Genomic DNA, 23686 nt, shown 5'->3' on the forward strand with positions numbered 1-23686 from the left:
AACCGGGCCCGCTTCGGGGCGGTACGTCCCGCCCGTCAGCCCCCACTCGGCCCGGTCATCCCCATGTGTGCCGGCCGGCATCCCTCGCCGACCCGTGCTCCCGTCGCCGGCCGGTCCGCGCGGGCACCGCGCGGACCTGGCAGCCCGGGGTCAGCCGAGCGCTTCGACCAGCTTCTTGCGCTGCTGGGCGCCCAGGCCGCCGAGGCGGCGCTTCTCGTCGACGCCGGCCTCCTCCATCAGAGCGGTGGCCTTGGCGGGGCCGACGCCCTTCACAGCGCGGAGCGCCTGCGACACCTTGATCTTCTTGGCGATGTCGTCATCGCGCTCGAGCAGCTGCGAGAACGAGAGCTCGCCTGCCTTGACCTTCGCCAGCAGGGCGGTGCGGGCAGCACGGGCCTCCGCGGCCTTCTCCAGCGCGGCCTTGCGCTGTTCGGGGGTGAGAGTAGGAAGTGCCATCTGTTGTTCTCTCCTCGGGGAGTTAACGATCGGGGATTCTGTTACCCGTAGTGCAGTGGCTAATCATGGCGGATACCAGCGGATCGTGTATTGGAAAGCGCCGCTCGACCTGTCCGCCGGGCTGCGGGGACCGCGCGGGCCCGCGCCGCCTCCCGCCCGGGCGTGTCGAGGCGGCCGCCCACGCCGCCGGGCACGCTCCCCGTCCCCCTGGGGGTCGGCGGCTGCCGGAGTGCGGTATCGGGGGCATCGGCAGGCCCTTTGACCAGGCAATACGGCATCCCCTGCGAGGTCAGGCGGGTTGCCCGTACTGGCCGCGCGTCACGGCTCGCCGCCCTTCCTTCCAGGCCCTTACGCTGCGCGCCCCGTACCCCGGTCGCGTTATGCGGTCGATGGCGAGTTTTGACCCTGAAGCGTGCTTTTAGTCACACTTTGTTTCCGGGCGTGTCGGAGCCCGTCCAGGAAGCGAGCCCGGCAGGCGTGAGGAACGCGTCGAACACCGCCTCCATCGCCCCGAGCAGCGAACCCCGCCACCGCAGGGCCGACGCCACGATCGGGGGAGGGCTCTCCCGGCGGATCGTCATGAGCCAGGGCTCGCCCGCCGCCCGCAGCTCCGCCCCGGCCCGGTCGAGCAGGTCGGCGCCGAGCCCGGAGAGGGTCACCACCTCGGGATCGTGCGCGTTCACCAGCGCGGCGATGCCCCTGCCGAGCGCCCCTACCACGGCCAGGACCGCTTCGCCCGCGCCCTCGTCGCCGTCTTCGGCCCGGGCCAGGATCTCCTCCGCCTGACCGCGGCCCCTGCCGCCGCCGTACTCGAGGCCCAGGTGGCGCAGCAGGGCGTTCGCGCCCACGTCCATCCCCCAGCATCCGCGGGCCCCGCACATGCACAGCGCGGGCTCCCCGGCTCCCGGGCCGCCCAGCGCCATGTGCCCGAACTCGGCCCCCGCCCCGCTCGCCCCGCCCAGCGGCCGGCCGCCGACCACCAGCACCCCGCCGAGATCGAAGTCCACATGCAGATGCAACCCGATCCCCACCCCCCGCAGCCGCCCCCGCCGCGCCTCGGCCAACCCGGCCAACGCCGTGTCGTTCCCCACCCGTACACCAGGAACGATCATTTCCCCGAACACCGAAAGCGGATCCCCACCGGCCTGCCCAGCGAGACCGAACCCTGCCGCCCCCACCCCGCCGCGATCGGCGGCGACCGGGTTTTCGGTGGCGTGTGCGGGCCGGTCGGCGGGATCGCGAGCGTTCTGCCTTGGGAAGCGGAGTCCTGACGCCCTCATCCCGCCGCACTCGGCGGACCCCGGGTGTTCGGCGCGTGCGGGTCGGTCGGTGGGGTCGCCGGACAGCCCTGGAGCGCGCTGATCGGCGGGCCCCGGGTCTGTGGTCGCCAGGTTGGCGTGCGCGGGCCGGTCGGACGGCCCTGGGCTGCCGTGAGCGGCGGGTCCCTGGTGCGCCGGCAGGCCGGCGGGGTTGTCTGATGGCAGGTCGCGAGAGGTGGAGGCTCCCTGGGACAGGAGGGCGGGGACGTCGATCGCGCGCCAGCGGAGGTGGGAGACGTCGACGCGGCCGTCCGGGCGGACCGGGCCCGCCACCGCCACGCCCACCCCCACGACCCGGTCGCCGTAGCGCGCGCCGTGGGTGGCGATGGCGGCGCCGAGCGGCAGGAACGCGCCCTCCGGGGTGCCGTCGTGCGGGCGGACCGCGAGCACGGTCACCCGGCCGCCCAGCTCGCAGGCGGCCAGTTCCCAGGAGTCCTCGCGGACGTCGGCGGCGAGCACGACGGGCCCGTGCGGGTGCGGGCCGGGGATCATCGTGGGCCGCCCCCTGCCGTGCTCCGGCGCGGGCTCCTCGTGCAGCAGCCGGTCCTCGGTCAGGCCGCCCACCAGCACCGAGGCGGTGCCTCTGGCCAGGTCCAGGTCGCGGGTCAGCTGCGAGCGCGTCCTGGTCGCGCCGCCGTCGTGCACGGCGCGGAGCAGCCGGACCCGGTTGTGGGCGCGCAGTTCGCCACTTGTGGTCGCGCCATTCCCTGTCATGGTGTCCTTCATTATGCTCTAGCCGTGAACAAAAAACTGAGAGACGCGCGACGTGCCCGCGCCGGAGTGTTCGGGTTCTTCATCCTGACGGGATTCGTGATGGGTTTGTGGGCGGCGGGCCTGCCGTCGCTGAACGAGCGGCTGGATCTCGGCCCGGCCCGGCTCGGCAGCGTCCTGCTGCTCATCTCGGGCGGCGCGCTGGTGTCGATGCTGGCGGCCGGGCCGCTGGTGGACCGGCTCTCCAGCCGGAGCGTCTGCTGGGTGGCCGGGCCGGTCTGCGCGCTGGCGCTGCTCGGGCCGGCGCTCGCGACCGGATACGGGATGCTGGCGGGGCTGGCCGTGCTGTTCGGGCTGGGGCTGGGCGTGACCGAGGTGGCGATGAACGCCCACTCCGTCGAGGTCGAGCGCGCCTACGGACGGCCGATCATCTCGGCGTTCCACGGCGCGTGGAGCCTGGGCGGCGCGGCGGCCGGCGGGCTGACCGCGCTGGCGCTCCGGGCGGGCGCGGACGCCCAGACGCTGCTCGTGGTGGGGGCCGTCGTGGTGCCGTTCTTGTTCCTGCCGGCGGCTCACCTGCTGCTGCCCGACCCGCCCGAGCAGCCCGCGCCGCAGGCCGGCGGCGCCCGTTCCGGCGGCCCCGTGGGCTGGTGGCTGCTCGGGCTGCTCGGGGTGGCGGCCTTCGCCGGGCATCTGGCCGAGGGCGCCGCGATCGACTGGGCCGCGCTGCACGCCCGCTGGGTCCTGGACGCCGACCCGGCCGCCGCGCCTCTCGCGTACACGGTCTTCGCGGTGGCCATGACCACGATCCGGCTGCTCGGCGACCCCATCAGGGCCCGGCTCGGCTCGGTGCGCACGATCCGGCTGGCCGGGGTGCTGGCGTCCTGCGGGTACGCGCTCGTCCTGGTCTCGCCGGTCACCGGGGGCCTGGCCACGGCGACGGCCTGGACCGGGTGGGCGCTGGCCGGCGTGGGCCTGGCGACGGTGGTGCCGGTCATCTTCAGCGCGGTCGGCGCCGCCGGCGGCCCGGTGGGCAAGGCCCTGGCCCTGGTCACGGCCTGCGGCTACACCGGCCTGCTGGCGGGCCCGGCGATCCTCGGCTACATCGCGGAGTCGTCCTCGCTCCCGGTCGCGCTGATCGTCCCCGCGGTCCTGTCGGCCGTGGTCGCCCTGGCGGGCGTGCCGTCCATCCGCGCGCTCACCGCGCGCACCGTGCCCGCCGTTCCCGAGCCGGTCGCGGCCCGCGACTGACTTCCTCCCGTACGAGCGCGTGATGTGATCGTGACTTGACCGGACACATTGCGAAAGGGTTTCATGGCGCACACCCAGTAAACGTTTACAGGCGCTTGGCTGAAATCGTTTACGTACTTGGAAGGACAGCCTTGGCCGACGGACCCACGATCACCACGATCGCCCAGCGCGCCGGGGTTTCCATCGCCTCGGTGTCGCGGGTGCTCAACGGCCTGCCCACCCGGCAGGAGACCGTGCGCAAGGTGATGGCCGCCGCCGAGGAGCTCGGATATGTGCGCAACGCCGTCGCCCGCTCCCTCAAGTCTCGCCGCACCCACCAGGTGGCCTTCGCCATGGCCGACGTCGGCAACCCCGCCTACCTCGCCATGCTGCGCCAGATCCAGCCGGTGCTCAAGTCGGCCGGCTACCGCCTCGTCCTGCACTCCACGGACGCGGTGGTGGCCGACGAGATCGACGTGCTGCACAGTCTGGGCGAACGGTACGTGGACGGGCTCATCATGAGCCCGCTGCGCGTCACCGAGCAGCACCTGGAGATGCTCGCCGCGGCCCGCGCCCCGGTCGTGATCATCGGCTCGGTGCCGGAGGGCACGCCGGTGGACAACGTCAGGGCCGACTCGCGGACCGGCGTGAAGCTGGCCGTCGACCACCTCTACCGGCTCGGCCGCCGCACCATCGGCATGGTCAACGGCCCGACCGACACGGTGCCCGGCGCCGCGCGCGGGGCCGCGTACCGCGAGGCGCTGGAAGACCTCGGTCTCCCGTACGACGAGGACCTGGTGGAGATCGGCGACTTCTACCGGGCCGAGGGCGGCAGGGCCGTCGCGGCGCTGCTGGCGCGGCGGCCCGACGTGGACGCGCTGATGTGCGCCAACGACCTGATCGCCCTCGGCGCGCTGGACGTGCTGCGGGCGGCCGGGCGGCGGGTGCCGGACGACGTGGCGGTGGCCGGCATGGACGACACCGAGCTGGCGGCGGCCTCCTGGCCGTCGCTGACCAGCGTCTCGCTGGGCTCGGCCGAGCGCGGCAGAGCGGCCGCCGAGCTGCTGGTCGACCGGCTCAAGAACGGCGACAGGGAGCCCCGCAGGGTGACCGTGCCGCCGCGGCTGGCGGTACGGGCTTCGACGACGGGGGAGGAGCCCGCACCGTTCCAGGCGCCGGGAGCGGGGGAGGGAGGACTGTGACGGCCACCGCCACGCGGCCGGCGCCGCCCGCCCGCCCCCGGCGCGAGACCCGGTCGCGGCGCAACCGCGAGATGCTGGTGCTCCTGCTGCCGGCGCTGGTGCCGGTGCTGCTCTTCAGCGTCGGCCCGCTGCTCTACGGGATCTCGCTGGCGTTCACCGACGCCAAGGCCGGCCGGAACCGGGACACCGGCTTCGTCGGCCTGGAGAACTTCGGCAGGCTGCTCGCCGACGAGATGTTCTGGCAGTCCATGCAGGTCGGGCTGATCTGGGCGGTCTCGGTGACCGTGCTGCAGTTCCTCGCCTCGCTCGGGCTGGCCCTGCTGCTCAACGAGCGGCTCCGGCTGCGCTCCCTGGCCCGGGTGCTCGCCCTGGTGCCGTGGGCGATGCCGCCCGTGGTGATCGGCCTGATGTGGCGACTGGTCTACCACCCGGACGCCGGCATCGTGAACAGCACGCTCGGCACCGACATCAACTGGCTGGCCGACTTCGCCTGGGCGCTGCCCGCCGTCATCGTCATGGGCGTCTGGAGCGGCATGCCGCAGACCACCGTGGTGCTGCTGGCGGGCCTGCAGAACGTGCCCAGGGAGCTGTACGAGGCCGGCGCCATGGACGGCGCGGGCACCTGGCGCCGGTTCTGGAACATCACGCTGCCCCAGCTCCGCCCCATCATCGTGGCCATCACCTCGCTCGACTTCGTGTGGAACTTCAACCAGTTCAGCCTGGTCTACGTGCTCACCCAGGGCGGACCGGGCGGCCGGACGAGGCTGCCCATGCTCTTCGCGTACGAGGAGGCGTTCGACTACGGCTTCTTCGGCTACGCGGCCGCGCTCGGCGTCGTCATGGTGATCATCATTCTCGCCCTGCTCGGCGTGTACCTGTGGCGGCAACTCAGGGAGGCGTCATGAGAAAGCTCTCGCAGTACGCGGCCCTGCTGGTCTACCTGGTCTTCCTCGCCTTCCCGCTGATCTGGCTGCTATCGACGGCGCTCAAGACGCCGCAGGAGATGGCGAGCCTCGACCCGACCTGGATCCCGCGCGAGCCCACGCTCACCAACTTCACCGACGCGTTCAGCGAGCAGGACCTCGTCGGGGCCGGGCTGCGCAGTCTGATCGTGGCCGTGGCCAGCGCCTTCCTGACCGTCGCGGTCGCGCTGCCCGCGGCGTACGCGCTGGCGCGCTACCAGGGCGCGCTGAAGCGGATCGCGCTCGGGTGGGTGCTGGTCAGCCAGGTGTTCCCGTTCATCCTGATCATCATCCCGCTGTTCATGGTCATGCGGCAGCTCGACCTGGTCAACACGCTGGCCGGGCTGGTGGCGGTGCACATGACGTTCACGCTGCCGTTCGCGCTCTGGATGCTCCAGGGGTACGTGCGCTCCGTGCCGCGCGAGCTGGAGGAGGCCGCGTCGGTGGACGGGGCCGGGCGGATGCGGGCGATCGTCAGCGTGGTCGCCCCGCTGCTGGCGCCGGGCGTGGTGGCGACGCTGCTCTTCTCGTTCATCTCGTCGTGGAACGAGTTCCTGTTCGCGCTCGTGGTCCTGAAGGACCCGGACGTGATGACGCTCCCGCTGACGCTGGTGCGGTTCACCGGCCCCGAGGGAGTGGCCAGGCTCGGTCCGCTGGCCGCGGCGTCGCTGATGGCGACGATCCCGAGTCTGATCTTTTTCGCAATCATCCAGCGACGGCTGAGGTCCGGCCTGATGGCCGGCGCTGTGAAGGGCTAGGAGGCTCAGATGCGTATCAAATCCGCGTTGGCGGCGGTGGCGGTCGTCGCCCTGGCCGCCGCGTGCGGCGGCGGCGGGGACTCCGGCGAGCCGTCGGGCGGCTCCAGTGAGCCGGTCAAGCTCGACTTCCTCAGCCTCGCCTGGCAGAAGGAGTCGGTGGAGGCCAACAAGGCGATCGTCGAGGAGTGGAACAAGGCCAACCCGAACATCCAGGTCACCTACGTCCAGGGCAGCTGGGACAACGTCAACGACCAGCTCGTCACCTCCTTCGAGGGCGGCGACGCGCCGGACGTCTTCCACAACGACTCGCCCGCGCTGGCCGGCTTCGCCTCCAAGGGCTACCTGCTCGACCTGAAGGGCAAGCTGCCCGGCGCCCTGCAGAACGACATCCCGCAGGCCGCCTGGGACACCGTCACCTTCGACGACGGCAACGGCGACCAGGGCGTGTTCGGCGTGCCGTTCCTGCAGGAGTCGCAGGTCATCATCGCCAACAAGAAGCTGCTCGACGCCGCCGGGGTGCGCATCCCCACCCCCGCCGAGCCGTGGACCTGGAACGAGTTCGCCGAGGCGAGCAAGAAGCTCACCAAGGGCGACACGTTCGGCGTCGCCTGGCCGATGAAGTCGCCGGTCAACAAGGTGCTGAACCTGGCGCTCAACTTCGACGGCACCTTCTTCCAGACCGCCGAGGGCAAGACCACCGTCAAGGTCGGCGCCGAGGAGAAGGCGGTCCTGCAGCGCATCCACGAGCAGCTCTACAAGGACAAGACGGCCGACCCGGCGGCGCTCGGCATGGGCACCGCCGACCCGCTGCCCGGCTTCTTCGCCGACAAGTACGCGATGCTCCCGGTCGGCGTCTACCTGCGCCAGCAGGTGGCCGAGCAGGCTCCCGACGGCTTCGAGTGGGTGACGCTGCCGCCGCTCAAGGGCACCACCGCCAACCAGGGCGCGGTGTCGCAGACCCTGTCGGTGTCGGTCGACAGCGAGCACCAGGAGCAGGCCGTCCAGTTCATCTCGTTCTTCCTCAACGGCAAGAACCAGGCCCGGCTCGCCAAGGGCGACTGGCTGCTGCCGACCTCGCAGGAGGCCGCCGCCGACCCGTCGATCACCGGCAAGGAGGACGGCTGGGACGTGGCCACCGCCTCCGCCAAGGAGCTCGTGGTGGCGCCGTTCCTCAAGGTGAACGGGTACGACGAGTGGAAGAGCAAGGTGGCCACGCCGGTGCTGCAGGAGTTCTTCGCCAACAAGATCACGTTGGACGACGCGGCCAAGCGGCTCGTCGAGGAGGGCAACAAGGTGCTGGAGCGGTATCAGCGGTGACGTATCGCGACAGGGCCCGGGGGTGTCTGCTCGGCCTGGCGGCCGGCGACGCCCTCGGCGCCCCCGCCGAGAACCTCACGCCGCAGGAGATCAGCCGCCGGTGGGGGCGGCTCACCGAGATCGAGGGCGGCGGCACCGACGACACCGAGTACGCGATCTTCGCCGCCGGATTGCTGGCCGAGCACGGCCACGGGCTGACGTCCGCCCTGGTCGCGGCCGCGTACCGGGAGAAGGTGATCCCGGCGGTCACCGGGCCGATGCGCGGGGCCGGGTTCTCCGAGCTGGGCACCGTGCAGGCGTTGCGGCGGGGACTGGAGCCGCCGCTGACCGGGCTGATCCACCAGCACGGCTGGTCCGACGGGCTGGCCATGCGGGCCGCTCCGTACGGGGTGTTCTGCCCGGGCGACCCGGCGGAGGCGGCCCGGCTGGTGACCGAGGACGGCCGGGTGAGCCAGTCGGGCGAGGGCGTGCTCGGCGGCCGGGCGGTGGCCGCGGCGGTCGCCGCCGCCATCACCGGCGCGGCCCCGTCCGAGGCGGTCGAGGCGGCGCTGTCGGCGGTGCCCGCCGACTCGTGGACGGCCAGGAACATCATCCGCGCCCGCGCCGCCCTGGACGCCGCCGACCCCGCCGCCGCGCTGCACGAGGCGGTCGTGGTCAGGCACTACCCGTGGACGGACGTCGCGCCCGAGGCGGTGGCGCTGGCGCTGGCCGCGTACGTGCACGGCGCGGGCGACGTCGAGGAATCCGTCACCTTCGGGGTGAGCCTCGGCAGGGACGCCGACACCATCGGCGCCATCGCGGGCGCCGTCGCCGGAGCGGGGCAGGGCGAACGCGGCGTCCCCGAGCGGTGGGCGGCCAGGATCGGCCCCGCCACCGGGAAGTGCCTGCCGGTCGTGGCGGGCAGGCACGTGCTGGACGCCGCCGACGAACTCGCCCGCGCCGGGCGGGTGGAAGGACTCTAGAACACATGCCGGGGGACAGGATCGCGGGAGCCGTCATCGGGCTCGCCGCGGGAGACGCCGCGGGCTGGCCCGCGGCCAGGCACCGGGCCGCGCTGCACGCCCCGTGGAGCCGCAGGCTCCACCGCGAGCTCGACGCCTTCGCCGAGGAGCACCGGGTCACCACGCTGCCGGTGCCGTTCGCGCTCAACCAGCCGACCGCGCCGCTGGCCGTCGGCCCGTCCGACGACGCCGAATGGCTGGCCTGGACGCTGCTCACCATGGGCACGCCGCGCGCCGACGCGTTCCGTGCGCTGGTGGGCCGCGACGACATCAGGGCCCGCGTCTCGGTCGCCACCGCCCTGGACAACCTCGCCCGAGGCGTCGAACCGCCCGCCAGCGGGCACGACAACCCGCACCACTTCGACGACGCCGCCGCCGTCAGAGCCGTCGCCTACGGCCTGCGCGGCGCGGAGCCGGACGAGGACGCCCAGGTCACCAACGCCGGCGACGGCCTGCTCGGCGCGCGCGCCATGGCCGCCGCCGTAGCCGAGGCCGTCGCCACCGGCTCGGCGGTCAAGGCCGTCGCCGCCGCGCTCGACGTGCTGCCGGGCGACACCGCCATCGGGCACAACGCCCGCGTGGCGCTGGCCGCCGCCCGCGCCGCCGGTGACCCGTTCGGCGCGGTGCCCGCGCTCGACGCCGCCCTGCTCGACCACGTCTACAGCTACGGCGTCGGGGCCGCGCTGACCGTGCCGGCCGCGCTCGCCCTGACCGAGGTGGCGGAGGGCGCGCTCGTCCGGGCGGTGCCCGCCGCCGCGTGCCTGGCGGCGCTGGCCGACTCGGCTCCCGCGCTCACCGGCGCGCTCACCGGGGCCTGCGGAGGGTACGGTGCGATCCCGGAGGGGTGGATCGCACCGGCCCGCACGCTGGCCGGCTGTTGCCTGCCGGAGCTGGCGGGCGAAGATCTCATCGACATCACGGAAGGACTCTCATGACGCCGCTTGAGGACAGGGCGACTGGCTGCGTGGCGGGGGCGGCGGTCGGTGACGCGCTGGGCGGCGCGACCGAGGGCTGGACCCCCGCGCAGATCGTGGAACGCTACGGGGGCAGGGTCGAGGGCATCGTGCCGCCGTACAACGACGACTGGCGCAACGCCCGCCCCATCGCCCCGTACCACAAGGGCGACGGCCACATCACCGACGACACGCTGATGACGCACGCGCTCATCCGCGTCTACGAGAAGGTGCGCGGCCACCTCGACGCGTACGCGATGGCCACCCACCTGGTGCCCGAGCTGATGACCGAGCGGCGGTGGATCCCCGAACTGGAGGCGGAGGCGCTGCCGCTGCAGCGGATCTTCCTGGCCGAGAAGTGGATCGTCGCCCGCCTCCACTACGGCCACGCCGACCCGCGCGAGGCGGGCGTCGGCAACATCGTCAACTGCGGCGCCGCCATGTACGTGGCCCCGGTGGGCGTCGTCAACGCCGGCGATCCCGACGCCGCCTACGCCGAGGCGCTCGACCTGACCGGCGCCCACCAGTCCAGCTACGGCCGCGAGGCCGCCGGGGTGATGGCCGCGGCGGTGGCCGAGGCGATGCGGCCCGGCGCCACCGCCGACTCCGTGGTCGCCGCCTGCGCCCGGCTGGCCAAGGACGGCACCCGCGCCGCCATCGAGGCCGTGTGCGAGACGGCCAGGGGGCTCGGCCACTGGGACGGCTCGTTCGAGGCGCTGCGCGCCGCCATGCGGCCCTACGACACGGTCGCCGACACCTACCGCGACCAGGGTCTCGGCGCCCGCCGGCCGAGCCGCGTGCACAGCATCGAGGAACTGCCGCTGGCCCTGGCGTTCCTGGTGATCGCCAAGGGCGACTACCGGGACACCGTGCTGGGCGGCGTCAACTACGGTCGCGACGCCGACTCGATCGCGTCCATGGGAGGCGCCATCGCCGGCGCGCTCGGCGGCCTCGGCGCGGTCCCGCCGGAGTGGGTCGAGCAGGTGGGCACGGCCAGCCGGACCGACCTGGTGGCGCCCGGCCGCGCCCTCGCCGCCGTCGCCCGCCGGGTGCACGACGACGACGTGACCAGGCGCCGCGCCCACGAGGCGGCGTTCGCCGCGCTCCTGGAGGGCTGATGATCCGGCTCACCTGGGTCCAGCCGGAGGACCTGATCGGCCACGAGCTGCGGCAGGCCGCCGAGGACGGCAGGGAAGGCGGCCCTGACGGCGCGCGGGTCGCCGCCGTCGCCGCGCGGTGGCACGCCGCGGGCGGGCACGACGCCCCGCCCCGGGCCGGCGCGTCCGAGCCGGGCGCGCAGGCGCTGCGCCCGCTAGCCGAGGAGCTCCTGGACGAGCTGGCCGCGATCCCGTCCCCGCTGGACGAGCCGGACGACCTGCCCGCGATCATCGCCGCCTGCCCATCCTGGCCGCGACCGGGCGGGGCCGCCGCCGGGCCCGACCGGGTGCTGGGCGCCTGGCAGGGCCGCGCCGCCGGGTGCGTGCTGGGCAAGCCGGTCGAGAAGATCCCGCGTACCGGCATCAGGGAGATCGCCGAGGCCACCGGCAACTGGCCGATCCGCGGCTGGTTCACCGCCGAGGGCCTGCCGCCCGAGGTGGCCGCGCGGTGGCCGTGGAACCGGCGCAGCGCCGTCAACTCCCTGGCCGAGAACATCGACGGCATCCCCGAGGACGACGACCTCAACTACCCGCTGCTCGCCCTGTCCGTGCTCGAACGGCACGGCCGCGGCTTCACCACCGACGACGTGGCCCGGCTCTGGCTCGACGAGCTGCCCGCCGGGCGCACGTTCACCGCCGAGCGCGTCGCGTACCGCAACCTCCTCGACGGCGTCGAGCCCCCGCGGACCGCCACCCGCCGCAACCCGTTCAGGGAGTGGATCGGCGCGCTCATCAGGGCAGACGTGTACGGATGGGTCAACCCCGGCGATCCGGGCACCGCGGCCGAGTACGCCTGGCGGGACGCCCGGCTCACCCACACCGCCAACGGCCTCTACGGCGCCATGTTCGTGGCGGCCATGTGCGCCTCCTCGATGGTCGCCGGCTCCACCGAGGAGGTCGTCGAGGCCGGGCTGTCCGTGGTGCCGCCCGGCTCCCGGCTGCACCGGGCCGTCCGGCGGGCGGTCGCGGACGCCGCCCGCGAGGACGACTTCGAGCGCGTCGCCGACCTGCTGCACCAGCGGCACGGCGGACTCCACTGGGTGCACACGGTCAACAACGCCGCGCTGGTGGCCGCCGCCCTGGTGCACGGCCGCGGCGACTTCACCGCCACCGTCGCGGGGGCCGTCGCCGGAGGCTGGGACACCGACTCCGCCGGCGCCACCGCGGGCGCCATCGCCGGCGCGCTCCGCGGCGGCGTCCCCGGACAGTGGGCGCTGCGCGACAGCCTGGCCAGCAGCCTGACCGGTTTCGACGGCATCGGGCTGAAGGAGCTGGCCCGCCGCACCCAGGAGCTGATGCCCGCGTGATCACCGTCTTCGGCAGCGCCAACATGGACCTGGTCGCCTACACCGCACGCGCGCCCCGGCTGGGCGAGACCGTGACCGGGCGCGACTTCCGCACCGTGCCCGGCGGAAAGGGCGCCAACCAGGCCGTCGCCGCCGCCCGCGCGGGCGCCGAGGTGACGTTCCTGGGCGCGGTCGGCGAGGACGCGTTCGGCGCCGAGCTGCGCGACACGCTCGCCGCCGCCGGGGTCGACGTGACGCTGCTGCGCCGGGTCCCCGGCCCGAGCGGCATCGCGCACATCGTGGTCGACGACCAGGGCGGCAACTCGATCATCGTCGTGCCCGGCGCGAACGGCGCCGTCACCGGCCCCACCGAGGCCGAGCGCGCCGTCATCGCCGGCTCCCGGGCGCTGCTGCTCCAGCTGGAGCTGCCCATGGCCGCCGTCACCGCCGCCGCCCGCGCCGCCCGCGAGGCCGGCGTGCCCGTCATCCTCACCCCCGCCCCGGCCCAGTCCCTTCCGGCCGGCCTGCTGGAGGCGGTCACCCTGCTGCTGCCCAACGAGCACGAGGCGGCCGGCATCACCGGCGCCGCCGCCCCCGACGCCGCCCTGGACGGTTTGCTCGGCCTGGTCGAGGAGGCGGTCATCACGCTCGGCTCCGAAGGAGCGCTGTACGGGTCGCGCTCGGGGGAGCGGCTGCACGTGCCCGCGGTGCCGGTCAAGGCGGTCGACACCACGGCGGCGGGCGACACGTTCGCCGGAGCGCTCGCGGTCGCCAGGTCCGAGGGCCTGGCCGCCGCTGACGCCCTCCGCTTCGCCACCACGGCGGCGGCGCTGTCGGTGCGGAGAGAGGGCGCCTCCACCTCCATGCCGCAGCGCGCGGAGATCGACGCCGCGCTCGGCTGACATCCCGCATCGAACCCTTCCTCCCGGGCAAGGGGAGGGCATGAGTGAGAACCCCGACGACCTGCCCCCGGCGGCGGACGGACTCGGCGCCGAGAGTGACGTGGTGGCCGAGCGGTCCGGCGCGAGCACCGAGAAGGCCCCTCGCCCGGTCCCGGCCGACCCGCCCGAGGCCAGGGACGAGTCCGAGCACGAGCACACCGACGAGGACAGGGCCGAGGAGCGGGGCCACGCCGAAGGCGACGAGGAACGCCCCGACGTCGGCCCCACCGGCTGAGCGGCGGCTTCCCGTCAGCCGGAGTGCAGGACGCGGAACCGGCCGGCCGCCGCGGGATCACGGTCGACCACCTGGACGGGCGGCCAGGCCCACTGCCACACGCCGATGCCCGGCACGCGGGAGAACCGGATCGGCCCCCGGGTGCCCTCGACCGAGACGTCCGGCCAGGCCGCGGCGACGCGCGCCCGGTCCGTGCCGTGCGCCCGGAGCACCTCGGCCAGCACCGTGACCGTGTCGTACCCCTCGAAGGCCACGAACGACGGCGCCTCGGCCAGCAGCTCGCGCAACGCCGACCCGACCCGGGCGCCGAGCGGCCCGAGCCGCGCGGGCAGGTAACGCAGGAACGGGATCCCCGCACCGTCGTCGCCCAGCTCGGTCGCCCACTCGGCGAACTCCGGCTGTCCGGCCGGCGCGCCGACCAGCACCCCGGCGAGCCGCCGGTCGCGGCGGACGGCTCTGACCAGGGACACGGCCGGCTCCGGGATGCCGGTCAGCAGGAGGACCGCGGTCGCGCCGTCGCGGGCCAGCTCCTCACAGGCCGCCTCGGGGCTGAGCGCGCCCATGTCGAGCTCGACGAGGTCGCCGCCGCGCGCGGCGAGATGGTCGCGCAGGATGCCGGTCCCTGACGCCCAGTAGACGCTCGGCTGGGCCGCCACCGCGACGCGGCGGTGGCCCGCGCCGAGCAGGAAGTCCGCGTAGATCCGCCAGCCGTGGGACTGCGCCGGGGCGAGGCGGGCCACCCGATCCGTCCGCTGGTCGGTGAGCCCGTCGAGCACCGCCGACGAGCAGAGGTACGGCACCCCGAGCGCGTCGGCCCGGGCGGCGGCGGCGCGGGCGACGACGCTGTGGTACTCACCGGCCAGGGCGGCCACGCCCGAACGGGCCAGCTCCTCGACGGCCGCCTCGGCTCTGCCCGGGTCGGCCGCGGTGTCGCGGACCACCAGCTCCAGCGGCCGGCCCGCGATCCCGCCGGCGGCGTTGACCTCGTGCACGGCCAGGTCGAGCCCGGCGAGCAGGTGCCGGCCCGCCTGGACCCAGCCCGGCCTGGTCAGCGGTACGAGAGCGCCGATCCGGACGGACGCCCCGTCGGCGGGTGGCGATGATGGCGTGGGCATAGGTCGGCGTCCCCCCGGCGAAGTGATCAACGGCGCCGAGACTAGCCGACCCGGGAACGGCGGCCTCCGCCGCCCCGGCACGCCGTGCCGCCACGGGTGCTACGCAGGGCCCGGTGGTGAGGGGACGCCGCCCACGCGGCGGGCCACCACGCCGAGGAGCCGCCCGGGTGGCATGTATCCGGCCTGGCGCGAGTCGTACGACTGACTGGGGTTGTCGCCGAGCACGACGAGGTGACCGGGCGGCACGGCCGGATCAGGGACCGAGCGCAGCGCCGGGAACCGGTCGCGGGGCACCGGGTCGCCCGGCACCGCGACCGCCCGCTTGAGCAGCCACCGCGTGCCCCGGCCCGGGACCGCCACGTCCCTCGGGGACGCCGCCACGACCACCACCTGCCCGGCCCGGACCGCGGTCACGGGCACCCGCCGGATCAGGACGCGGTCGCCGTCGTGGTACGTGGGCCACATGCTCAGCCCGCGCACGGTGATCAGGACGTACCGGCGGCGCACCCACAGCAGGGCGCCGGCGAGCACCGCCACCGCCGTCACCACCACCGCCGTGATCACGGCAGCTCCGCGGGGGAGGACGGCGCGTAACCGGCCGCCTGGAGGGCGAACATGCGGGCGTAGGGGCCGCCCGCTCTCATCAGGGAGTCATGGCCGCCCTGTTCCACGATCCGCCCGCCGGCGAGTCCGACGATGAGGTCGGCGTCGCGCACGGTGCCGAGCCGGTGCGAGATGAGCAGGGTGGTGCCGCCCGCGCGCAGCCGCCGCAGCCGCGTGTGGATGTCGTGCTCGGCCTCGGCGTCCAGCCCGGCGCTCGGCTCGTCGAGGATCATCAGGTCGCGGTCGCCGCGCAGGAAGGCCCGGGCCAGCGCGACCCGCTGCCACTGCCCGCCGGAAAGCATGGTCCCGGCCTGCGGGTCCTCCTCGGCGGACGTGGCTGCGAAGGTACGGGTCAGCAACGTGTCGTAGCCGTGCGGCAGGCCCGCCAGGACGTCGTGCACCCCGGCGCGGCGGGCGGCCTCCTCGATCCTGGCCGGGGAGTCCACCGCCGCCAGGTCGCCGACGGCCACGTTGTCGGCGGCGCTGAAGTCGTAGGCGACGAAGTCCTGGAAGGCGGCGCCGATGCGGGCGCGCAGCTCGGCGGCCGGGACGTCCCGGATGTCCACCCCGTCCCACAGGATCGCGCCCCGCGTCGGGTCGTAGAACCGGCACAGCAGCTTGACCAGGGTGCTCTTGCCGGCGCCGTTGCGCCCGACGATCGCCACCGAACGGCCGTGCGGGATGAGCAGGCTGACGCCGCGCAGCACCCACGGATGCTCGTCGCTGTAGCGGAACCAGACGTCGCGCAGCTCGATGCCGTGCCGCAGCGGCGGCAGGGCGCGGGGCGCGGCGGGCTCCGGCAGGTCGGGGCCGCTCCTGACGATCGCGGTGTAGTGACCGAACAGCAGCAGCAGCCGGTGCGCCGAGGCGGTGGCGTTCACCGAGCCGCCGAGCGCGCCCTGCACCCCCGCGACCGCGGCGATGAAGATCGACACGTCCCCGACGGTGAACCGTCCCTGCGCGGCCCCGGCCAGCAGCCAGACCAGCCCGCCGCCGGAGACGGCCGCCGCCAGCAGGACGAGCGCGCCCTGGGCGGCCAGTTCCTTGCGGTCCATGGCGCGGCGGGCGGCGTCGGCGGCGCCGAGCTGGGCGTTCATCCGGCCGCGCAGGAAGGGGCCGAGACCGAACAGCCGCACCTCCTTGGCCGCCTCGGCCGAGGAGAGCAGACCGCTGTAGAAGAACTGCCACCGCTCGGCGGGCTCGATCCGCAGCATCATGTCCGCCCGCCGCCGCGAGACGCGCAGCTCCACCACCAGCGCGGGGATCGCGGACAGCAGCACGACCGCGGTGAAGACCGGGCTGATCAGCGCCAGCGACACGACGAACCCGATGAGGGTGACGGAGTCCCGCGCCAGCGAGAGCATCGCGGCGATGATCTGTCCCGGCGACTGGGCGCTGTGCTGGGCCAGCCGCAGCCGATCGAGGAACGCCGGGTCCTCGAACCGGCGCAGTCCGGTGTAGCGCTCCAGCGCGCCGAACAGCTCGTCCTGGGCGCGCAGGCCCACCCGGCGCTCGGCCTCGCCCTGCAGGTACTGGCCCAGCAGCGGAAGGACCGCGCCCACCACCCCTGCGCAGGCCAGGCCGACGGCCAGGCCCACCACCACGCCGGTCGGGCCGGGCGCGACGATCCGGTCGAGCACGGCCTTGGTCAGCCAGGCCGCCGCGACCGGCACGACGCCGCCCGCCAGGGTGGCGGCGCTCACGCCCGCGAGCTGCCGCGGCGCGGACCGCCACGCGAGCCGCGCCGCCTCGGCCGCGCTCACCAGCAGCGCACGCCACTCCGGCACCGCGGGCCCGGCGCCGGGAAGATCCGCCGCGGGTCCGATGGGGGGATCCGGCGCGGCCCCGGCTGGGGGATCCGGCGCGGTCCCGGCGGGGGGATCCGGCGCGGTCCCGGCGGGGGGATCCGGCGCGGCCCCGGCGGGGGGATCCGGCGTGGTCCCGGCTGGGGGATCCGCGCCGGCCCCGGCGTCGGGCCGGTCGCTCACGCGTCGGCCGGGACCAGGAGCCGATCGGCGTCGGAGTCCACGACGCGGACCACACCCTCGGCGTCGACCAGGCAGAACGTCGGGAAGGCCGAGATCTGGAACGCCCCGGCCACGGAATCCTCGCCGCCCCGGTCCATGACGACCCGGGCGGACGGCTCCAGCAGCCCGGCCATCCGCGCGCTCTCCTCCTCGCCGCCGTCGCCGGCCACGACGGCCAGGACCTGCTGCCGGTCCAGGGCGTGCGCCCGCACCAGGTCGGCGAACACCGGCGCCTTCTCCTTGCAGGGACCGCACGTCGGACTGAAGAAGGCGACCACGGTCTCGCCGCTCAGCAGGGCCCGCGAGACCGGCTCGCCGTCGGTGGTCGTCGCGGCGAAGTCGCCGACCGGCTTGCCGAGGATCCGCTGGGCATCACCCATGCCGACCGTGTTGAGCAGCCCCTCCAAGTGTGTGGTGTGCTCGCGGAGCCTGCGGATGACGCCGAACGTCAGCAGCAGATCCAGCAGGCACAGCGCCCCGACCAGGATGACTGCGGCGATGAGAATGGTCATGGTGAGTTCCTCCCTGCACGGGTGTGAGCACGGCCGCCGCCGCCTGCGCGGCGGCGACCGTCGACGCCGTCGCCGAGGCGAGGGCCTTCCTGCCGCGGAGCGCGGGCATCGATGTCCGCACCGCTCGGGCGCGTTCGCCGTACGCGGCGCGCCCGCGCGCCTTGCTGGGCGCCGAGGTCGCGAAGACGACGCTCACCAGGCAGGCGCGGCCGATCGCCAGATAGGTCACGACGTGTTCAGCAGCAGGCCGACCGGGTGTGACACTGCAGGCAGTTGCCGCCGCTCGTACAGTCGGTGCAGCGGTAGCACCGCGTGCAGTTCTTACAGGAGTAGGGAGGGCTGTAGCCGCAGTTGCAGCTGCATTGCCCGGCGGCTGCTTCGGCCTTCGGCACCAGCCAGCCGAGCATCTGGTCGCTGAGTTTCTGGATGAGTGAGACCAAGGACTTCTCCTCTACCTCGTCCCCTGCAAATGGGGATCATCCGGATTATGTGACCGCCGGCCGAAGTGATCAAGAGCGAGATTCGGGTTTAGTTCTCCGCCGAGGAGTTCCAGGAGGTCAGGTGGTGAACGCACTCGTCGCGACAGCGCTCTGTGCGGGCCCGCAGCCCCGACTGGTCCGCGAGCAGGGCCCGGGAGGCCGACGGCAGCACCGCGTCGCGCACCCCGGCGAACAACCGCCCGATGTCGGCCGGGGTCGCGCCCTGGGCCCCCAGCCCCGGCGCCAGGACGGGCCCGTTGAGTCGGTCGAGCGGGTAGCCGGGATCGGTCACCGTGGCGCCCACCACCACTCCCACCGAGCCGAGGGGCTCACGACCGGCGTTGGCGGCCCGTATGCCCTCGTAGATCTCCCCGGCCACCGCCTGCTGCAGGCGGACCGCCTCGGGGTTGGAGGTGCGGGCGAGCACGAACACGCCCGCGTCGCTGGCCAGCGCGGAGGTGATCGCGCCCGCCAGGCTGCCGAACCCGAAGTAGGGGCTGAGCGTGATCGCGTCGGCGGCCAGCGGGCTGCCCCGGTCGAGGTAGGCCTCGGCGTAGGCGGCCATCGTGCTGCCGACGTCGCCGCGCTTGACGTCGAGGAGCACCAGCGGGCCGGCGTCGCGCAGATCGGCGATGGTCCGCTCCAGCACGGCGACGCCCCGGCTGCCCCACCGCTCGTAGAAGGCCGACTGCGGCTTGACCACGGCGGCGAGGTCGCTCACCGCGTCGACCACGCTCCGGCTGAAGCGTTCGAGACCGGCCGGTGAGTCGTCCAGCCCCCACGCGTGCAGCAGTTCGGGGCTCGGGTCGAGCCCCACGCAGAGCGGTCCGTACTTGTCGATCCTGGCTCGTAAACGTGTTCCGAACGACTCGGTCATCGCACGCCCCCTTCGTGAAGTCGCATGGGCAGTCTTCCGGAGCGGGCGCTCCGGGTAAAGCGACGAACATGTACGAGATCGCCCGACGCACGCTGACGTTGCGCACCGAGCCCCCTCAGGAGGTGATCGCCGCCGTCGGCATGCCGTACGAGGATCCCGAGGGAGACTGGTCCTGCCCGTACCGGATCGACGGGCTGGCCGGCTGGGAGCACGAGCGGAAGGCCACCGGGAGCGACTCCTTGCAGGCAGTGGAGCTGGCGATGGCGATGGTGCGGGCCGCGCTGGCGGGCTCGCACGAGGCCAAGGAGGGTCTGCTCGCCGAGGAGGAGGAACCGGGCGGCAGGCGTACGCGCACCGTCTACACCAGCTGGGACCGCTACCACAACATCGCATATATATCGATGAAGCATGAGATCGGGGCGGGCGAGGCGACCCGTCAGGTGGTCGCCGATGGCGTCGTGCTCGACTTCGGCGACGACGGCGCGCTGCTCGGCGTCGAGCTGACCGACGCCGAGACCCTGATGCCGGCGGAGATGCGACTGTAATCTCCCGCCCGCTTGCTAATACGAATTAGTTCTTGACCGCGTATCCGGAGCGGTCGCACAATGTCGGACTAATGCGCATTAGCAAGCGAAACGGGTGACGGAGTGTGACTGCTTCAGGGCGGCGTCTGACGCAGCAGGACATCGCGCGGATGGCCGGGGTGAGCCAGACCACGGTGTCGCTGGTGCTCAACGGAAGAGCCGAGGGCGAGGTGCGGATCTCCCCGGAGACCCGCGAACGGGTGCTCCAGGTGATCCGGGAGACGGGCTATGTGGCCGACCCCGCGGCGCGCCGGCTGGCCGAGCGGCGCAACCGCATCTACGGCGTGTTCACCTACGAGGCCGTCTTCCCCGCCGAAAGCGCCGACTTCTACCACCCCTTCCTCGTCGGCATCGAGGAGTGCGCCGAGGAGGCGGGCTGCGACCTGCTGCTGTTCACCAGCGCCAAGGCGGAGCAGGGGGAGCGGCGGCGGATCTTCAGCGCGGAGAGCCGGATCCGGCTGGCCGACGGATGCGTGCTGCTCGGCCGCACCGTCGACCACGACGACCTGGCCAGGCTGCTGGCCGAGCGCATCCCGTTCGTCTCGGTCGGCCGCCGCGACGACGCGGGCGGGCCCGTGCCGTACGTGGGCGCCGACTACCCGCCGGCGGTGCGCGCGCTCGTCGCCCGCGCCGCCGCGCTCGGGCACCGGCGGATGGCCTACGTCGGCGCGGGAGAGGGCGCCGAGTCCTACGCCGACCGGTTGCGCGGCTTCACCGAGGGCGTCGCCGCCGCCGGCGTGACGGGCCTGCGCCTGCGGGCCGCCGACCTGTTCGACTCCGGCGCCACCGTGGCGTTCGCCGAGGAACCGGCGGACGGCGCGGCCATCGCCGAGGCGGCCCGGGCCCGCGGCCTGGACGTGCCGGGCGACCTGTCGATCGTCACGCTCGGCGCCCCGACGGCGCCGGCCGGCCTCGACTTCACCGGGTTCCGCATCCCCAGGCGCGAGATGGGCCGCAGGGCCGTCGAGCTGCTCACCCAGGTGCTGGAACGCGGCGACCATCCGCAGGAACTGCTGGCGTGCGAGCTGGTCGAGGGATCGACCCTGGCACGCGTACCGGAAGGAAGGTAATCACCCACGTGCTGGAGACATCGGCAGACGCGCTCGTCGTCGGCGGCGGGCTGGGCGGCGTGGCCGCCGCCCTGGCCCTGCTCAGGGCGGGCCGCTCGGTGGTGCTCACCGAGGAGTACGACTGGCTGGGCGGCCAGCTCACCAGTCAGGCGGTGCCCCCGGACGAGCACACCTGGGTGGAGCGGTTCGGCGTCACCGCGAGCTACCGGGCGCTGCGCGAGGGCATCCGCCGCTACTACCGCGACCATTACCCGCTCACCGAGCGGGCGCGGGCGTGGGCGGAGCTGAACCCGGGCGCCGGCCACGTCAGCAGGCTCTGCCACGAGCCCCGGGTCGCGGTCGCGGTCATCGAGGCCATGCTCGCCCCGTACCGCGGGTCGGGCAGGCTGCGCGTGCTGCAGCCGTACCGGCCGGTCGCGGCCGAGGTGGACGGCGACCGGGTGACGGCGGTGCGGCTCGCGCACCGCGACGGCGGCGGCGAGATCATCGCGACCGCCCCGTACGTGCTGGACGCCACCGAGACCGGCGAACTGCTGCCGCTGGCCGGGGTGGAGTACGTGACCGGCTTCGAGTCGCAGGCCGAGACCGGCGAGCCGAGCGCGCCCGCCACCGCGCAGCCGCTCAACATGCAGGCCGTGTCCGTGTGCTTCGCGATGGACCACGTGGACGGCGACCACACCGTCGACCGGCCCGCCTCGTACGACTTCTGGCGGTCCTACCAGCCGTCGTTCTGGGGCGACCGGCTGCTGTCGTGGCGCTGCCCGAGCCCGCGCACGCTGGAGATCGTGGAGCGTTCCTTCACCCCCAACCCGGGCGACGACCCCCGGCTGGTGGAGGCCGACCAGCGGGTCAACCCGGGCGACGCCAACCTGTGGACGTTCCGCAGGATCGCCGCCCGCGACAACTTCCTGCCTGGCGCGTACGAGAGCGACATCACGCTCGTCAACTGGCCGATGATCGACTACCTGGAAGGTCCGGTCATCGACGTGCCGGACGCGGACCGCCACCTGGCGGCGGCCCGCGAGCTGTCCCTCTCGGTGCTCTACTGGCTGCAGACCGAGGCGCCCCGGCACGACGGCGGCACCGGCTACCCCGGCCTGCGGCCGCGCGGCGACGTCACGGGCGGCGCCGACGGCCTGGCCATGGCCCCCTACATCCGCGAGTCCCGGCGCATCCGGGCCCTCACCACCGTCACCGAGCAGGACCTGTCGGTGGCGGTACGCGGCGACAAGGGCGCCGTCTCCTATCCCGACTCGGTGGGCATCGGCATGTACCGCATCGACCTGCACCCGTCGACCGGCGGCGACAACTACATCGACGTCGCCTGCTCCCCGTTCGAGATCCCCCTCGGCGCGCTGATCCCGCGGCGGACGGCCAACCTGCTGCCCGCCGGCAAGAACATCGGCACCACGCACATCACCAACGGCGCCTACCGCCTGCACCCGGTGGAGTGGAACGTCGGCGAGGCCGCCGGCGCACTCGCCGCGTTCTGCCTGGACCACGCCACCACCCCGCACGCCGTGCGGGAGGACGAGCGGCTCCTGGCCGACTACCGGCACCGCCTGGCCCGCGACGGGGTCGAGCTGCGCTGGCCCGACGTCTCCGGTTACTGACGAAGGAGAACCCCCATGAAGACATCCGTCAAGCTGGCCGCCCTCTCGCTGGCCGCGCTGCTCACGGCCACGGCGTGCGGCGGGGGCGGCGGCGCGCCGGCCGCGCAGGGCCCGCAGCCGCTCCGGATGACGATCTGGACCTCGAACGAGGCGCACCTCAAGCTGTTCAAGGAGATCGCCGACGACTACCGCAAGTCCCGTCCCGAGACCGGCGAGATCACCTTCGACCCGCTCCCGTTCGAGAACTACACGACCACGCTCACCACCCAGATCGCCGGCGGCAACGCGCCCGACCTGGCTTGGATATTGGAGAACTCGGCCCCCGACTTCGTCGGCTCGGGCGCCCTCGTGCCGCTCAAGAGCAAGATCGAGAACGTCGGCGAGCTCGCGCCGTCCGCCACCAAGCTGTGGGAGAAGGACGGCGAGCTGTTCGCCTACCCGTTCTCCACCTCGCCGTTCGGCGTCTTCGTCAACACCGACCTGGTCAAGGCCGCAGGCAAGAAGACGCCCAGGGAGCTGATCGAGGCCGGCCAGTGGGACTGGGAGCACGCCAACGAGATCAACAAGGCCGTCGCCGCCGACGGCAAGCACGGCCTGACCATCTGGGACTTCGACTACAAGGGCTGGGACAACCTGGCCACCGTCTGGCGCGGCTGGGGCGCCACCGTCTACAGCGAGGACGGCGCCTCCTGCCGGTTCAACAGCCCCGAGATGGTCGAGGCGATGACGTTCCTGCACACCATGATCTTCAAGGACAAGGCCATGCCCGGCCCCGGCACCGTCGCCGACTTCTTCGCCGGTGACGCCGCCATGGTGATCGCGCAGATCTCCCGGGCCGCCATGCTGGAGGACGGGACGTTCGGCTGGGACCTGGTGCCGCTGCCCGCCGGCCCCAAGGGCGAGTACGCGGTCATCGGGCAGGCCGGGATCGGCGTGCTGAAGAAGTCGGCGAACGCCGAGGCGGCGGCCGACTTCCTCGCCTTCTTCACCAACCAGGCGAACTCCGCCAAGCTCGCCGCCTACTTCCCGCCCGCCCGCAGCTCCCAGCTCACCGCCGAGACCATGGCCAAGACCAGCCCGCTGCTCAAGCCCGAGCAGCTCCAGGAGGTCGTGATCGACGGCATCGAGAAGGGCGTCGTCAAGCCGGGCCACACCGGTCAGGCCGAGCTGGGCCAGACCATCCGGGCCTCGCTCGACGCGCTCTGGGTCCCCGACGCCGACGTCAAGACCGTGCTGGACGGCGTCTGCGCGAAGATCCAGCCGATGCTCGGCGCGTGA

Annotated in this window: 23 protein-coding genes; 16 read left to right on the forward strand and 7 right to left on the reverse strand. The window is 73.8% G+C overall.

The genetic code is table 11. From position 1 onward, the window contains the following. Positions 1-150 precede the first annotated feature (150 nt). Complete coding sequence (gene mihF / locus ACGFI7_RS09985; RefSeq protein WP_101784984.1) at positions 151-456, reverse strand: integration host factor, actinobacterial type; 306 nt, start codon at positions 454-456, stop codon at positions 151-153. A 422-nt stretch (positions 457-878) separates the two neighbouring features. Beyond that, positions 879-2489, reverse strand: coding sequence for an ROK family protein (locus tag ACGFI7_RS09990; protein ID WP_393401585.1), 1611 nt, complete (start codon positions 2487-2489; stop codon positions 879-881). 24 nt (positions 2490-2513) lie between these two features. Between ACGFI7_RS09990 and ACGFI7_RS09995 the strand changes: the two genes are divergently transcribed. From ACGFI7_RS09995 to ACGFI7_RS10045, 11 genes are all read left to right on the forward strand, one after another. Further along, positions 2514-3737 carry an MFS transporter gene (locus ACGFI7_RS09995; RefSeq protein ID WP_393401587.1) on the forward strand — a complete coding sequence of 408 codons (1224 nt, stop codon included), beginning with the start codon at positions 2514-2516 and terminating at the stop codon, positions 3735-3737. A gap of 131 nt (positions 3738-3868) precedes the next feature. After that, a complete protein-coding gene (locus ACGFI7_RS10000; protein ID WP_393401589.1) occupies positions 3869-4918 on the forward strand; it encodes a LacI family DNA-binding transcriptional regulator in 1050 nt (349 codons plus the stop codon). Continuing rightward, a complete protein-coding gene (locus tag ACGFI7_RS10005; RefSeq protein WP_393401592.1) occupies positions 4915-5823 on the forward strand; it encodes a carbohydrate ABC transporter permease in 909 nt (302 codons plus the stop codon). The genes ACGFI7_RS10000 and ACGFI7_RS10005 overlap by 4 nt, the downstream gene beginning before the upstream one ends. Further along, positions 5820-6638 (forward strand): carbohydrate ABC transporter permease, encoded by an 819-nt coding sequence (locus tag ACGFI7_RS10010; protein ID WP_393401594.1) that lies wholly within the window; start codon positions 5820-5822, stop codon positions 6636-6638. Before ACGFI7_RS10005 ends, ACGFI7_RS10010 begins: the two co-directional genes overlap by 4 nt. 9 nt (positions 6639-6647) lie before the next feature. Then, positions 6648-7955: an ABC transporter substrate-binding protein gene (locus ACGFI7_RS10015; protein WP_393401597.1), complete on the forward strand. Its 1308-nt coding sequence runs from the start codon at positions 6648-6650 to the stop codon at positions 7953-7955. Further along, positions 7952-8917 carry an ADP-ribosylglycohydrolase family protein gene (locus ACGFI7_RS10020; protein ID WP_393401599.1) on the forward strand — a complete coding sequence of 322 codons (966 nt, stop codon included), beginning with the start codon at positions 7952-7954 and terminating at the stop codon, positions 8915-8917. Before ACGFI7_RS10015 ends, ACGFI7_RS10020 begins: the two co-directional genes overlap by 4 nt. A 5-nt stretch (positions 8918-8922) precedes the next feature. Next, positions 8923-9891, forward strand: coding sequence for an ADP-ribosylglycohydrolase family protein (locus ACGFI7_RS10025; protein ID WP_393401601.1), 969 nt, complete (start codon positions 8923-8925; stop codon positions 9889-9891). Further along, complete coding sequence (locus ACGFI7_RS10030; protein WP_393401604.1) at positions 9888-11027, forward strand: ADP-ribosylglycohydrolase family protein; 1140 nt, start codon at positions 9888-9890, stop codon at positions 11025-11027. The genes ACGFI7_RS10025 and ACGFI7_RS10030 overlap by 4 nt, the downstream gene beginning before the upstream one ends. Continuing rightward, positions 11027-12373 (forward strand): ADP-ribosylglycohydrolase family protein, encoded by a 1347-nt coding sequence (locus ACGFI7_RS10035; RefSeq protein WP_393401607.1) that lies wholly within the window; start codon positions 11027-11029, stop codon positions 12371-12373. The genes ACGFI7_RS10030 and ACGFI7_RS10035 overlap by 1 nt, the downstream gene beginning before the upstream one ends. Beyond that, positions 12370-13254, forward strand: a complete 885-nt coding sequence (gene rbsK / locus ACGFI7_RS10040; RefSeq protein ID WP_393401610.1) for a ribokinase — start codon at positions 12370-12372, stop codon at positions 13252-13254. Before ACGFI7_RS10035 ends, rbsK begins: the two co-directional genes overlap by 4 nt. Before the next feature lie 40 nt (positions 13255-13294). Next, complete coding sequence (locus ACGFI7_RS10045; RefSeq protein ID WP_393401612.1) at positions 13295-13528, forward strand: hypothetical protein; 234 nt, start codon at positions 13295-13297, stop codon at positions 13526-13528. Positions 13529-13542: 14 nt separating this feature from the next. Here the strand turns inward: ACGFI7_RS10045 and ACGFI7_RS10050 are convergent, their stop codons facing one another. From ACGFI7_RS10050 to ACGFI7_RS10065, 4 genes are all read right to left on the reverse strand, one after another. After that, complete coding sequence (locus ACGFI7_RS10050) at positions 13543-14643, reverse strand: ABC transporter substrate-binding protein (protein ID WP_393401614.1); 1101 nt, start codon at positions 14641-14643, stop codon at positions 13543-13545. A gap of 99 nt (positions 14644-14742) precedes the next feature. After that, positions 14743-15207 (reverse strand): S26 family signal peptidase, encoded by a 465-nt coding sequence (locus ACGFI7_RS10055; protein ID WP_393401616.1) that lies wholly within the window; start codon positions 15205-15207, stop codon positions 14743-14745. Further along, positions 15204-17033, reverse strand: coding sequence for an ABC transporter ATP-binding protein (locus tag ACGFI7_RS10060; protein WP_393401618.1), 1830 nt, complete (start codon positions 17031-17033; stop codon positions 15204-15206). The genes ACGFI7_RS10055 and ACGFI7_RS10060 overlap by 4 nt, the downstream gene beginning before the upstream one ends. A 197-nt stretch (positions 17034-17230) precedes the next feature. Beyond that, on the reverse strand, positions 17231-17785 hold the full coding sequence (locus tag ACGFI7_RS10065) for a TlpA disulfide reductase family protein (RefSeq protein ID WP_393401620.1): 555 nt from the start codon (positions 17783-17785) through the stop codon (positions 17231-17233). Between the two features lie 23 nt (positions 17786-17808). On the opposite strand from ACGFI7_RS10065, the gene ACGFI7_RS10070 reads away from it, so the two are divergent. Continuing rightward, positions 17809-18009, forward strand: a complete 201-nt coding sequence (locus ACGFI7_RS10070) for a hypothetical protein (RefSeq protein ID WP_393401623.1) — start codon at positions 17809-17811, stop codon at positions 18007-18009. A 304-nt stretch (positions 18010-18313) separates the two neighbouring features. Here the strand turns inward: ACGFI7_RS10070 and pyrF are convergent, their stop codons facing one another. Continuing rightward, entirely contained in the window at positions 18314-19141 is an 828-nt protein-coding gene (pyrF, locus tag ACGFI7_RS10075; protein WP_393401626.1) for an orotidine-5'-phosphate decarboxylase, read from the reverse strand. A 68-nt stretch (positions 19142-19209) separates the two neighbouring features. On the opposite strand from pyrF, the gene ACGFI7_RS10080 reads away from it, so the two are divergent. The 4 genes from ACGFI7_RS10080 to ACGFI7_RS10095 all read left to right on the forward strand — a co-directional run bounded on the left by ACGFI7_RS10080 (position 19210) and on the right by ACGFI7_RS10095 (position 23686). Beyond that, entirely contained in the window at positions 19210-19686 is a 477-nt protein-coding gene (locus tag ACGFI7_RS10080; RefSeq protein ID WP_393401628.1) for a DUF2283 domain-containing protein, read from the forward strand. A 104-nt stretch (positions 19687-19790) separates the two neighbouring features. Next, complete coding sequence (locus ACGFI7_RS10085; RefSeq protein ID WP_393401631.1) at positions 19791-20795, forward strand: LacI family DNA-binding transcriptional regulator; 1005 nt, start codon at positions 19791-19793, stop codon at positions 20793-20795. A gap of 8 nt (positions 20796-20803) precedes the next feature. Then, positions 20804-22408, forward strand: coding sequence for an FAD-dependent oxidoreductase (locus ACGFI7_RS10090; RefSeq protein WP_393401634.1), 1605 nt, complete (start codon positions 20804-20806; stop codon positions 22406-22408). Positions 22409-22423: 15 nt separating this feature from the next. Further along, a complete protein-coding gene (locus ACGFI7_RS10095) occupies positions 22424-23686 on the forward strand; it encodes an ABC transporter substrate-binding protein (RefSeq protein WP_393401637.1) in 1263 nt (420 codons plus the stop codon).

This window comes from Nonomuraea sp. NPDC048826 (genome assembly GCF_043198225.1).
Classification (GTDB): Bacteria; Actinomycetota; Actinomycetes; order Streptosporangiales; family Streptosporangiaceae; genus Nonomuraea.